Origin of the sequence: Sinomonas sp. B1-1 (assembly GCF_050474465.1) — a bacterium.
GTDB classification, from domain to species: domain Bacteria; phylum Actinomycetota; class Actinomycetes; order Actinomycetales; family Micrococcaceae; genus Sinomonas; species Sinomonas flava.
In genome coordinates, this window is the sequence record NZ_JBCHVF010000003.1 from 145074 (window position 1) to 157049 (window position 11976).

Genomic DNA, 11976 nt, shown 5'->3' on the forward strand with positions numbered 1-11976 from the left:
GCCCACGGCCGCACGATCGGTGCTGGCCAGCACCGTTCATGCGGCCGAGGGCCGATCGTGCCGCTTGGCGGGTTCATCCGGGCCGGCCCCTCTGAAACCGGCCTGCGCGGCGCGGCTGCCCGGCCTCAGAGCGTGCCGGTGGCGATCTTGAGCATGCGGCGCAGCGGCTCGGCGGCGCCCCAGAGGAGCTGGTCACCGACGGTGAAGGCGGAGATGTACTCCGGCCCCATCTCGAGCTTGCGGATGCGGCCCACGGGGATCTCGAGCGTGCCGGACGCCGCGACGGGCGTCAGCTGGTCCATCGAGGCCTGCTTCTCGTTGGGCACCACGCGGGCCCACTCGTTGTCGGCGTCGAGGAGCTTCTCGATCTCGGCCACGGAGAGGTCCTCGCGGAGCTTGAGCGTCAGCGCCTGCGAGTGCGAGCGCATGGCGCCGATCCGCACGCACAGCCCGTCCATGATGACCGGCTCGATCTCGGAGCCCGCCGCGGTGCCCAGGATCTTGTTCGTCTCGACCCCGGCCTTCCACTCCTCCTTGGACTGGCCGTTGCCGAGGTCGGCGTCGATCCACGGGATGAGGGACCCGGCCAGCGGCACGCCGAACTGCGTCGCGTCGACGCCGCCGCGCTGGGCCGCCAGGACCTTGCGGTCGATTTCGAGGATGGCCGACGCCGGGTCCGACAGCTCTGCGGCGACCTCGCCGTGGAGGGTGCCGAACTGCGTGAGCAGCTCGCGCATGTGCCGGGCGCCGCCGCCGGAGGCCGCCTGGTACGTCATGGACGTGCCCCACTCGACGAGGTTGTTGCGGAACAGGCCGCCGAGCCCCATGAGCATGCACGAGACAGTGCAGTTGCCGCCGACGAAGTCCTTGACCCCGGAGGCCAGTCCCTCGTCGATCACCTTCCGGTTGACCGGGTCGAGCACGATGATCGAGTCCTCGTTCATGCGCAGCGTGGACGCCGCATCGATCCACAGGCCGTCCCAGCCCGCGGCCCGCAGCTGCGGGTGGACCTGCTTCGTGTAGTCGCCGCCCTGGGCGGTCACGATGATGGGGAGCTTCTTCAGCGCCTCGATGTCGAACGCGTCCTGCAGGGCACCGGCATCGCCCCCGGCAGAACCGGCGAAGGACGGGGCAGCGCCGCCCGCGTTGGAGGTCGAGAAGAACACCGGGTCGATCGAGGCGAAATCGCCCTCATCCTGCATGCGCTCCATGAGGACGGAGCCGACCATGCCGCGCCAGCCGACGAAGCCTACCGAAGAAGTCATGCCTTCCATTCTACGGGGGCCCAGCGGCCGGCGCCTGTGGGCTCCCTCACCCGGCAGCGCCGACGCACGACGGCGCGCGGTCGCCGCCGCGGGCGGCCCTAGCCTCGGCGGAACTCCACGATGCGGTAGGGGACCTCGGTCCGGGAGGTGAGCCAGCCGCCGTCGTCCGGCTGGACCGACGCGAGCCGCCACTCGCTTCCCAGCTGGGGCGCGAAGGTGTCGCCGTCCACGTCGAGGTCGAGGATGGTCACCACGGCCACGTCGGCCTGCGGCATCGCCTCGGCGAAGATCTCCCCGCCGCCGATCACCCACACCCGCTCGCCGCCCTCGCTGCGGCGCGCCGTCTCGAGTGCCTCGTCGAGGGAATGCACGACGACGGCGCCCTCCGCCTCCCAGCCCGGCTGGCGGGTGACGACGATGTTCGTCCGGCCGGTGAACGGCCGGAAGCGCCCCGGGATCGAGTCCCACGTGCGCCGACCCATGACCACCGGGTGGCCCGTGGTGGTCGAGGCGAAGTGCTTCATGTCCTCGGGCACGTGCCACGGCATGGTGCCGTCCCGGCCGATGACGCCGCCCTCCTGCGTCTGCGCCCAGATCAGGCCGATCTCGCTCGAATCAGTGCTCATACGGCGATGGGGGCCTTGATCGTGGGATGGTGCTGGTAGCCGAGCACCTCGAAGTCCTCGTAGCGGTAGTCGAAGAGGCTCTCGGGCACGCGTCCGATGGACAGCTGCGGAGCGGGGTACGGCTCCCGGGAGAGCTGCTCGCGCACCTGCTCGACGTGGTTGTCGTAGATGTGGCAGTCGCCGCCGGTCCAGACGAACTCACCCACGCCCATCCCGAGCTGCTGGGCGACCATGTGGGTCAGGAGCGCGTAGGAGGCGATGTTGAACGGGACGCCCAGGAACATGTCCGCGCTGCGCTGGTACAGCTGGCACGAGAGCTTCCCCGGGCCGTCCTCCTGCGGCTCGACGTAGAACTGGAACAGCGCATGGCAGGGCGGCAGCGCCATCGTGGAGATCTCGGCCACGTTCCATGCGGAGACGATGTGGCGGCGCGAGTCGGGAGCGGTCCGGAGCGAGTCCATGACGGCGGCGATCTGGTCGATGTGGCCCCCGTCCGGTGTGGGCCACGAGCGCCACTGGACGCCGTAGACGGGGCCCAGCTCGCCGGCGTCGTCCGCCCACTCGTCCCAGATGGTGACCCCCTGCTCCTGGAGCCAGCGCACGTTCGAGTCGCCGCGCAGGAACCAGAGCAGCTCGAGGGCCACGGACTTGAAGTGCACGCGCTTGGTGGTCACGAGGGGGAAGCCCTCGGACAGGTCGAACCGGATCTGGCGGCCGAACACACTACGGGTGCCCGTGCCGGTGCGGTCGCCCTTGTGCGCGCCATGCTCGAGCACGTCCCGCAGGAGGTCCTCGTAGGGGGTCGTGACACGAGTGGGGGTGGGCATGTCCCTAGACTAGTCGGAATCCGACTAGTCTAGCTTCGACCAGCCGGCGTCAGTCCTCGAACGGCTTGACCTGCTCGAGCGCCACGACCCGCGGCCGCCCCTCGAGCGGCACGTGGAACACGATGACCTCCCCGGGGGCGAGGTACGGATCCGACGCGGGGAGCATGTCGTCGAGGCCCGGCTCGAGGTACTTCCTGAACTCGCCGAGCAGGGTCGGAAGCACCGGCCGATGCGAGCACAGCACCGCGGGCCTGCGCTTGTCGAAGAGCCGGCCCACGACGTCGGCCGCCTTGTGCGGCTTGCGCGAGTGGCGGTGCTCCGTGAGGTGGTCGACGAGGCGGACCTTGACCTTGACGCCCGAGGAGCGGACGTACGGGAGGACCGTGTCCACGCAGCGGCGCCAGGGGCTCGTGACCACACGGGTCGGCTTCCACACCTGCAGGAGCCTCGCGACCGCCTGGGCCTGGCGGACCCCCGTCGCGGCCAGGGTGCGGTCGCCCTCGGCCTTCGTCCACGAACTGCGCGGCTTGGCCTTGGCATGGCGCAGGAGGATCAGGGGGCGCGTGGCGAGCGCGCTGTCCCGCTCCGCGGCGACGAGGGCCTCGAGCGGGGCGACGTCGGTGCGGTTCGACAGGAGCACCTCGGCCTCGTCCGGGGTGCACCAGTGGACCTGGTCGACCTCGTCGCCGTCCGGCACGACGCGCTGGGAGGCGTCGACGTGCATGGCCCAGTAGTGCACCGACTTGAGGCCGGCCGCCACGCGGTAGTGGGTGACGCCGAGGGGCACCCCCAGCGGAGCGTCGAGCCCGATCTCCTCCCGGATCTCCCGGGAGGCGCACTCGTGGAGCGTCTCACCCGGGTCGAGCTTGCCCTTGGGCCAGGACCAGTCGTCGTAGCGGGGACGGTGGATGAGCAGCACCTCGAGGCGGTCGCCCGCCCTCCGCCAGGGGATGGCCCCGGCGGCCCTGACGGCGACGTCCTCGCCCGGATGCGCGGTCTGGTCGTCGACGGGGGTGTCAGTCATCACCGCAGGCTCGTGGCTCGCTGCCGGGCCCGCGAGGCCAGGAGCCACGACTGCACGTCCTCGAGCGGGCGACCTTCGGCGTCGAGGTGGTGGCGGGTCCAGTGCCCCTCGCGGTCCAGATGCCACGAGGACGTCCGGTCGTCGAGGTAGCGGTCGAGGAGCGCGATGAGCTCCGCGATGTCGTCGCGGTTCCGCAGCTGGACGAGCGCCTCGACGCGGCGGTCGAGGTTGCGGTGCATCATGTCCGCGGAGCCGATGTAGACGACCGGGTTGCCGCCGTTCGCGAACGCGAAGACCCGCGAGTGCTCGAGGAACCGGCCCAGGATCGAGCGGACCGTGATGTTCTCGCTCAGGCCCGGGACCCCGGGCCGCAGGGAGCAGATGCCGCGGACGATGACGTCCACCTGCACGCCCGCCTGCGAGGCCCGGTAGAGGGCATCGACGATGGCCTCGTCGACCATCGAGTTGACCTTGATGACCACCCGGGAGCGCAGCCCGGCGCGCGCGTTCCGGATCTCCGTCTCGATGCGGTCGATGAGGCCGGACCGGACCGAGCGGGGGGCCACGAGGAGCCGCTTGAAAGTGGACTTCGGCGCGTAGCCCGAGAGCTGGTTGAACAGCTTGGAGAGGTCCTCGCCGACCTGCTCGTCGCACGTGAGCAGGCCGAGGTCCTCGTAGTACCTGGCCGTGCGCGGATGGTAGTTGCCCGTGCCGATGTGGCAGTACCGGCGCAGGCCGTCGTTCTCCTGGCGGACCACGAGGGAGAGCTTGCAGTGCGTCTTGAGGCCCACGATCCCGTAGACCACGTGCACGCCGGCCTGCTCGAGCTTGCGCGCCCACGAGATGTTGGCCTGCTCGTCGAAGCGGGCCTTGATCTCGACGAGCGCGAGGACCTGCTTGCCGGCCTCGGCCGCGTCGATGAGCGCGTCCACGATCGGCGAGTCGCCCGAGGTCCGGTACAGGGTCTGCTTGATCGCCTGGACCTTGGGGTCCGCGGCCGCCTGCTCGAGGAAGGCCTGGACCGAGGTGGAGAACGAGTCGTACGGGTGGTGCAGAAGGATGTCGCGGCGGCGCATCGCGGCGAAGACGTTCGCGGCCTTGGCCGTCTCTGACTCGTTGAGGAAGCGCGACGTGTGGGCGAGCTGCTTCGGGTAGTGCAGGTCGGTGCGGTCGATGCCCGCGATGACGCTGAGGCCGCGGAGGTCCAGCGGGGTGGGCAGCTGGTACACCTCGCTCTCCTCGACGCCGAGCTCCCGGACCAGCAGGGCCAGGATGTTCGGGTTGATGTCGTCAGTCACCTCGAGGCGCACCGGCGGCCCGAAGCGCCGGCGCAGGAGCTCCTTCTCGAGGGCCTGCAGGAGGTTCTCGGCGTCGTCCTCCTCGACCTCGAGGTCCTCGTTGCGGGTGACGCGGAACGTGTGGTGCTCGAGGACCTCCATGCCCGGGAAGAGCTGGTCGAGGTGCACCGAGATGAGTTCCTCGAGGGCGATGAAGCGGGCCGTCCGGCCCGCGACGGCGCCCGCGCGGGGTCCGTCGATCGAGATCAGGCGGGGGAGCTGGTCCGGGACCTTCAGGCGGGCGAAGAGCTCCTTCTCGCTGACCGGGTTCCGCACGACGACGGCGAGGTTGAGCGAGAGGCCGGAGATGTACGGGAAGGGGTGGGCGGGATCGACGGCGAGCGGGGTCAGGATGGGGAAGACCTGCTCGGAGAACATGCCCCGCAGCCGTGCATGCTCCTCGTGGGTGAGGTCGTCCCAGTGGACGATGTGGATGTTCTCCTTGGCGAGGGCGGGCCGGATCTGGTCCGCGAAGACGTGTGCGTGCCGCTCCTGGAGGCGGTGCGCCTCCTCGGAGATCTGCTCGAGGACCTCGATGGGGCTCAGCCCGGCCGCCGAGGGCACGGCGATCCCGGTCGCGATCCGCCGCTTGAGCCCTGCGACGCGGACCATGAAGAACTCGTCGAGGTTGGAGGCGAAGATCGAGAGGAAGGTGACGCGCTCGAGGAGGTAGAGGTCGGGGTCCTCGGCAAGCTCGAGGACGCGGGCGTTGAACGCGAGCCAGCTGAGCTCCCGGTCCAGGAAGCGGTCCGGGCCCACATCGCCCTCGGGGACCTGTTGGGGGGCGAACTCGGGGATGTCGATGCGGTCCTGAGTCGCCCGCGCCGCGGGCACCTCCGACGACCCGAACACGGGCACAGCGCGGGGCGCGACGGCCGCGGTGGGCGCGGCGGCGCCGTCGTGCGCGGACAGCGTCGAGGGGGTGGGGTCAGTCTGCGGCTCCGTTGCTGCACTGCTCTGGTTCTGGGCGGCTTCAGTCATGGTTCCTCCGCAGGAGCTCGGTGTGTCGGGTCAACACTACTAGGGCGCCGCCGCAGGGGCGCGGGCTAGGCGAGGGAGTAGAGGACGTCCCGGTCCCAGAGCGTGAACCCGAGGCGCCGGTACATGGCGACCGCCGGCAGATTGTCCGCATCGGTGTACAGCATGATCGTCGCCAGCCCGAGCGAGTGGAGGTAGTCGATCCCGTGCAGGGTCAGCGCCCGCCCCAGCCCGCGCCCCTGCGCCTCGGGCACGACGCCGACGACGTACACCTCGCCGAGGGCGCGGTGCTCGCCGTGCGCCGGGTGCACCTTGGTCCAGTGGAACCCGAGGATGCGGCCGTCGTCGTCGACTGCGAGGAAGAAGCCGCGCGGATCGAACCAGTCCTCCGCCATGCGCGCCTCGAGGTCGCTGCGGCGGAGGGAGCCCTGCTCCGGATGGTGGGAGAACGCGGCCCGGTTCGCGGCCAGCCAGGCGTCCTCGTCGCGGCCGGGCTCGAACGTGCGGATGTGCACGCCCTCGGGGAGTGGCTCGGCGGTCTCGTGGGGGTGGCGGACGAGGACCATCTTCCACAGCTGGCGCTCGGGCACGAACCCGTAGTGCGTGGCGAGCTCCGCCGCGGCCTCGTGGTTGCCGTGGGACCAGGCCTTGAGCCCCTTCAGGCCCGTGGCGCCGCGGAGCTCCTTGATGGCCTCCACGAGCCTCATGCCCACGCCCTGGTTGCGGTAGTTCGGGTGCACGGCCAGCTCCGCGACGCCCGCGCCGTCCTCGCCGAATGCGATCGCGGCGAGGCCCGCGAGGTCCTCGGGTGCCGAAGAGCCCGACGTGTCGTCGAGGGCGTGGACGGCGACCGTCACGATCTCCTCGGACCGGGTGTCCGGCGACTTCATCAGCACGGTGGTCTGCTCGGAGAGGGAGGGGTTGCCGTCGGACTCCTCGGCGGCCTCCAGCAGGGCCTGGATCTCGGCCCAGAGAGCCTGCGGGACGCGGCCTTCGACAACGGTGACGGGCCAATCCTGCGGGTATGCGCTGGTCATGTAGGCAAGGCTAGCGAAAAGGCCGCGGATTGGGGTGTTTCGCACGACGGCGCCCGGCCGGCGTGTGTTTTGACGCGGCAGGCCGCCTCGGGTACTGTCAATGTCCTGTCGCCGGGTGCACCGGCGGCCGAGGGGGATCCACCAGTGGGGTGGCTTTGATACGTTCGACCCGTATGTCCTCCACCCTTCCCGAGGGCCCCGCATCCACCGTGCGGGGCCCTCGGCGCGTCCACGCGGCCCCCACCTTCGTCTCGGGTACGCGAAATGGGCTCCCCAGGACGTTTCGGGTACGCGAAATGCGGCCCCTCCATCTTTCAGGTACGCGAAATGGGCTCCCCAGGACGTTTCGGGTACGCGAAATGCGGCCTGGCTGGATCTCGGGTACGGCGCGCACGACGCCGGGTGCGCACCGAGCGCGAGCTGGCTGGCCGCCGTCGTACGCCAGCCGACCCTCGCCGCGAGCTGGCGCGTACCTGAGACGCTCAGGGGCGGGATTTGGTGTACCTGAGACGCTCAGGGGAGGGATTTGGTGTACCTGAGACGCTCAGGGGCGTGATTTGGTGTACCCGAAACGCTGCGGGGGCGGGGGTCAGGCCTCGCTCAGCTCGTCCTCGTTGAGGCGGGTGAGCGTGAGCCGATAGCCGACGTTGCGGACAGTGCCGATGAGCCCCTCGTGGTCGGGCCCCAGCTTCGCCCGGAGCCGCCGCACGTGCACGTCGACGGTGCGGGTGCCGCCGTAGTAGTCGTAGCCCCACACCTCGGTGAGCAGCTGCTGGCGGGTGAACACCCGGCCGGGGTGCTGGGCGAGGTACTTCAGGAGCTCGAATTCCTTGAACGTCAGGTTCAGGGCCTCCCCGTTGACCTTCGCCGTGTAGCTCGCCTCGTCGATCACGACGCCGGCTGCGCGGATCTCGGTCTCCGGCTCCTCGGCGGCTGACGTCTTCGAGATGGCGAGCCGGACGCGGGCCTCGACCTCGGCCGGCCCGGCGGAGTCCAGGATGATGTCGTCCACGGTCCAGGCGGAGGACACCGCTGCCATCCCGCCCTCGGTCAGGATGAGGATGAGCGGCGCGCCGAGCCCGGTCGCACGCAGGAGCTGGGTGAGCGAGCGCGAGCCGACCAGGTCCTTGCGCGCGTCGAGGAAGATGACGTCGGCGGGATCGGCGTCGAGCAGCGCGGTCGGTTCGGCCGGGAGGATGTGGACCCGATGGTTCAGCAGCTCGAGGGCCGGGAGGATGTCCACTGACGAGCCGTTGGCGTTCGTCAGAAGCAGGATGTGCGACATGGTTCCTCCCGAGGATCTGGCTGCACGGCGTCGGGCAGGGGTACCTTTGACGCCGATTATAGGCGCGGCCCGGCCCAGACCCGCCGAACGCAAGTCACAGACCGGCGCCCCGGTGAGGCAGGATGGCAGGGTGATGAGCGCACAGACGGGAACAGCGCGGCCCGCGGCCGCGACCGGCCGGGAGGCGCAGGCGGGGGCGGGGCGGTGAAGTCCTGGGTGAGGTCCGTCGCGGGCGGCGCGATCGCGATCGCCGGCACGGCGCTCGCGGTCGGGTCGAGCCTGGGCGGCCCCGTCGTGCAGCTCGCCGGGGTTGCGGCCGTGGCCGTGGCCGTCGGGTTCGGCTGGCCCCACTTCCTGGGGATTCCGGCCCGCAAGACCAACGGTGCCGTCATCGCGCTGGCCGGCGTGGCGTCGGCGGCGGCGGTCACGTTCACCCCGGGACCCGAGCTCCTCTCGTGGACGCCTCTCGCGATCGCGGTCGGCGTGATGGCTGTCGTGGTCGTCCAGCTGCTCCGCGGCACGGGCCAGAGCCACCGGCTCGAGTCCGCGTTCGGCGCGAGCGCGGGCGTCCTGCTGTGCTGCCTCGGTGCCGGGTGGATCGGCACGGCCCGGCTCACCGGCGCGGGCTCCATGCTCCTCGTTGCCGGGATCAGCACGGTCGTGGCACTCCTCATCGGGATGATCCGGTGGCCGGACACGATCGTCGCTCCGCTCGCCATTGTGTTCGCGGGCCTCGCTGCGCCGCTCGCGGGCCTGGTGCTGACGGGGATCTCGGTGCTCCCGGCGACGATCGCCGGGGTCGTGATCGGTGCGGTGCTCGCCGCGTTCCGCAGGCTCAACAGCACGCGCAGCATCCGGCTGGCACCGTTCGGCGTGGTCGCGCTCGGGCTCGCGCCGGCGTTTGCCGTCGGGTCGATCGCGTACTTCCTCGACCGGATGCTCGTCGTCTAGCACACCATCCTTCCGCGGCCGGCGCATGATCCGGGCGGCCGGCGGTGTGGCCAGCCTCACGGGCAGTGGGCCCCGCCCGAGGCGCTACGATGGGCCGTATGAGCGTTGTTGCCTTCGAGATCTTCTTCCTTGTCCTCCTCGCCGTCGCGGGTATCTCCATGGCCTGGTTCGCCGGGCTCGTCGTGTGGAAGCTGTTCAAGGGCCAGCGCTGACCCGTCGGCCGCGCTGCCGAAGGAAGACCGCACCGTAGCACCGAAGAAGGAGCCCAGTGCCCATCGAGATCCCGTCCGGCCTGACCCCCGAGCTTGTCCCGCTGTCGTGGCTCATCGGGGAGTGGGAAGGGCGGGGTCGGCTCGGTGCCGGGGAGGCCGGGGATGAGCACTTCGTCCAGCGTGTCGTGTTCGCCCACAACGGCTTCCCCTACCTCCAGTACACCGCTGACAGCTGGCTCTCAGACGAGAACGGGAACCGGCTGCGGCCCCTGTCCACCGAGACGGGCTTCTGGCAGCTCGACAGGCCCCTGCAGGACGCCGACGGCGGCCCGGGCCTCACCCCCGCCGACATCGTCCCGGCCTACAAGTCCGCCGACGAGGTCGAGACCCTCCGGAACAGCCAGGACGGGTTCGACATCACCGTCACGATCCTGCATCCGGGCAGCATCGCCGAGCTCTACTACGGCCAGATCAAGGGCCCCCAGATCCAGCTCAGCACCGACGCCGTCCTGCGGGGCGCGCACGCCCGCGACTACAAGGCCGCGACCCGGATCTTCGGCCTCGTCAATGGCGACCTCTTCTGGCGCTGGGACGTCGCCGCGGGCGAGTCGCCGCTGGCCCCGCACGCGTCGGCGATCCTGCACCGGACCTCCTCGCCGTCCGCCGCGCAGCCGCCCACCGAGTGACCTGCCGAGGGTGTGGAGTGAAATCGGCCCCCGAGGCGTTGGAACGTACATGACTTCTTCATCTCCTCTGCTCGCCCGTCCCGGTGCCGTCGAGGCCGGCGGGGCCGATGCCGGCGTCGCGGCGCACTACGGCGACCCCCTGCGGGAGCAGCGGGAGCTCGCCGCCGGCCGCGCCGCCGTCGACCTCTCCCACCGCGGCATCGTCACCGTCTCCGGCCCGGACCGCCTCTCGTGGCTGACGACGCTCTCCTCCCAGCAGGTCGCGTCACTGGCCCCGGGTGAGTCCAGTGAGCTGCTCCTCCTGAGCGTCCAGGGACGCATCGAGTACGACGCGCGGATCGTCGACGACGGCGAGCGGGCGTGGCTCCTCGTCGAGGGCGCCGAGGCCCCCGGCCTGGCGGCGTGGCTGACCTCGATGAAGTTCATGCTCCGCGTCGAGGTCAAGGACGCGACCGACGCGTGGGCCGTGCTGGCCGGCACGCGCCGCTTCGCCGCGCTCGACCCCTTCGGTCCCGGCGGCGCGCCGCTGACCTGGGCAGACCCCTGGCCGCACGTGGCCCCCGGCGGCTACTCCTACGCCGTGGTCGGCGAGGACCGCCATCCCGGCCTCGACCGCCCGTGGTTCGAGCACGTCGTCGAGCGTGCGCGGCTCCAGGACGCGGTCGCCGCGCTGGAGGCCGACGGCGTCGGGCTGGCCGGTGCCATGGCGTCGGAGGCGCTGCGCATCGCCGCATGGAGGCCGCGCTGGGGCCTCGAGACCGACGAGCGCACCATCCCCCACGAGCTCGACCTGCTCCGCACCGCCGTGCACCTGGCGAAGGGCTGCTACAAGGGCCAGGAGACGGTCGCGCGCGTGCACAACCTGGGCCACCCGCCGCGGCGGCTCACGATGCTCCAGCTCGACGGCTCCGGGCACACGCTCCCGGCCGTCGGCAGCCCCGTGTTCGCCTCGGCAGGCGGGTCGGCGCACGACGCCGGCGCACGCCAGGTCGGGCAGGTCACCTCGGCTGCGCTGCACTACGAGATGGGGCCGATCGCCCTCGCCGTGCTCAAGAGGTCCGTGGACCCGGCAGCGGCCCTCGTGGTGCGCGGCGAAGCGGAGGGCGAGGACTACGCGGCAGCCCAGGAACTCATCGTCGCCCCGGACGCCGGCCAGGTCGTCGGCCGGCCCACAGGACTCCTCAGGAGGAACGCATGAGCGAGAACAACCACGCCCCCGCGCCCGACGACGACGTCATCGCCCTCGCCGGCAGGCTCTTCGATGCCGCACGGGCCGGGGACGAGACCACGCTGCGCGCGTACCTCGACGCCGGGGCGCCGGCGTCGCTCGCCAACCAGTCCGGCGACACGCTCGTGATGCTGGCCGCCTACCACGGCCACGCGGGCGCGGTCCGGCTGCTGGGGGAGCGCGGCGCCGACGTCGAGGCCGCGAACGACCGCGGCCAGACCCCGCTCGCGGGTGCGGTGTTCAAGGACTACGGGGACGTCGTGGACGCCCTGCTGGCCCTCGGCGCGAGCCCGGATGCGGGCACTCCCTCCGCGCGCCAGGCGGCCCACATGTTCGGCCGGTCCGACCTCCTCGACCGGTTCGGGACGGCCGGCTGACCGCTTTCCCCTCCTCCCTCGGCCTTCCCCTCGGACCCGGGGGCATGGGGAGTTCTCCCCGCCGGCTGGGGAGGCGCCGGACACGTGCGCTACCCTCGGGGGGTGCCGCTGCGCCTCTCGGGGAGGCCCGGCGGCTGACATCT

Annotated in this window: 11 protein-coding genes; 4 read left to right on the forward strand and 7 right to left on the reverse strand. The window is 71.3% G+C overall.

Going from position 1 to position 11976, the window contains the following annotated elements:
* Positions 1–125 precede the first annotated feature (125 nt).
* The 7 genes from asd to ACQ5BE_RS07700 form a co-directional block, all read right to left on the reverse strand.
* Complete coding sequence (gene asd / locus ACQ5BE_RS07670) at positions 126–1265, reverse strand: aspartate-semialdehyde dehydrogenase (RefSeq protein WP_430296425.1); 1140 nt, start codon at positions 1263–1265, stop codon at positions 126–128.
* Positions 1266–1363: 98 nt separating this feature from the next.
* Positions 1364–1891: a dihydrofolate reductase gene (locus ACQ5BE_RS07675; protein ID WP_344298889.1), complete on the reverse strand. Its 528-nt coding sequence runs from the start codon at positions 1889–1891 to the stop codon at positions 1364–1366.
* Entirely contained in the window at positions 1888–2718 is an 831-nt protein-coding gene (locus ACQ5BE_RS07680; RefSeq protein ID WP_430296427.1) for a thymidylate synthase, read from the reverse strand. The genes ACQ5BE_RS07675 and ACQ5BE_RS07680 overlap by 4 nt, the downstream gene beginning before the upstream one ends.
* Before the next feature lie 49 nt (positions 2719–2767).
* A complete protein-coding gene (locus tag ACQ5BE_RS07685; RefSeq protein WP_430296428.1) occupies positions 2768–3745 on the reverse strand; it encodes an NUDIX hydrolase in 978 nt (325 codons plus the stop codon).
* On the reverse strand, positions 3742–6060 hold the full coding sequence (locus ACQ5BE_RS07690) for an RNA degradosome polyphosphate kinase (RefSeq protein WP_430296430.1): 2319 nt from the start codon (positions 6058–6060) through the stop codon (positions 3742–3744). Before ACQ5BE_RS07690 ends, ACQ5BE_RS07685 begins: the two co-directional genes overlap by 4 nt.
* Positions 6061–6125: 65 nt before the next feature.
* Positions 6126–7094: a mycothiol synthase gene (mshD, locus tag ACQ5BE_RS07695; RefSeq protein ID WP_430296431.1), complete on the reverse strand. Its 969-nt coding sequence runs from the start codon at positions 7092–7094 to the stop codon at positions 6126–6128.
* Between the two features lie 589 nt (positions 7095–7683).
* A complete protein-coding gene (locus ACQ5BE_RS07700) occupies positions 7684–8379 on the reverse strand; it encodes a winged helix-turn-helix transcriptional regulator (protein WP_208710020.1) in 696 nt (231 codons plus the stop codon).
* Between the two features lie 216 nt (positions 8380–8595).
* Between ACQ5BE_RS07700 and ACQ5BE_RS07705 the strand changes: the two genes are divergently transcribed.
* The 4 genes from ACQ5BE_RS07705 (at position 8596) to ACQ5BE_RS07720 (ending at position 11833) form a co-directional block, all read left to right on the forward strand.
* Complete coding sequence (locus ACQ5BE_RS07705; RefSeq protein ID WP_430296433.1) at positions 8596–9330, forward strand: permease; 735 nt, start codon at positions 8596–8598, stop codon at positions 9328–9330.
* A gap of 268 nt (positions 9331–9598) precedes the next feature.
* Entirely contained in the window at positions 9599–10228 is a 630-nt protein-coding gene (locus ACQ5BE_RS07710; RefSeq protein ID WP_430296434.1) for an FABP family protein, read from the forward strand.
* 49 nt (positions 10229–10277) lie between these two features.
* Positions 10278–11426 (forward strand): YgfZ/GcvT domain-containing protein, encoded by a 1149-nt coding sequence (locus ACQ5BE_RS07715; RefSeq protein WP_430296435.1) that lies wholly within the window; start codon positions 10278–10280, stop codon positions 11424–11426.
* Positions 11423–11833: an ankyrin repeat domain-containing protein gene (locus ACQ5BE_RS07720; protein ID WP_430296437.1), complete on the forward strand. Its 411-nt coding sequence runs from the start codon at positions 11423–11425 to the stop codon at positions 11831–11833. The genes ACQ5BE_RS07715 and ACQ5BE_RS07720 overlap by 4 nt, the downstream gene beginning before the upstream one ends.
* Positions 11834–11976: the final 143 nt, after the last annotated feature.

What these genes read in the sequence shown, in the direction of transcription:
- asd (WP_430296425.1), bottom strand. Translation starts at nt 1,265, where the DNA reads ATGACTTCTTCGGTAGGCTTCGTCGGCTGGCGCGGCATGGTCGGCTCC.
- ACQ5BE_RS07675 (WP_344298889.1), bottom strand. Translation starts at nt 1,891, where the DNA reads ATGAGCACTGATTCGAGCGAGATCGGCCTGATCTGGGCGCAGACGCAG.
- ACQ5BE_RS07680 (WP_430296427.1), bottom strand. Translation starts at nt 2,718, where the DNA reads ATGCCCACCCCCACTCGTGTCACGACCCCCTACGAGGACCTCCTGCGG.
- ACQ5BE_RS07690 (WP_430296430.1), bottom strand. Translation starts at nt 6,060, where the DNA reads ATGACTGAAGCCGCCCAGAACCAGAGCAGTGCAGCAACGGAGCCGCAG.
- mshD (WP_430296431.1), bottom strand. Translation starts at nt 7,094, where the DNA reads ATGACCAGCGCATACCCGCAGGATTGGCCCGTCACCGTTGTCGAAGGC.
- ACQ5BE_RS07700 (WP_208710020.1), bottom strand. Translation starts at nt 8,379, where the DNA reads ATGTCGCACATCCTGCTTCTGACGAACGCCAACGGCTCGTCAGTGGAC.
- ACQ5BE_RS07715 (WP_430296435.1), top strand. Translation starts at nt 10,278, where the DNA reads ATGACTTCTTCATCTCCTCTGCTCGCCCGTCCCGGTGCCGTCGAGGCC.
- ACQ5BE_RS07720 (WP_430296437.1), top strand. Translation starts at nt 11,423, where the DNA reads ATGAGCGAGAACAACCACGCCCCCGCGCCCGACGACGACGTCATCGCC.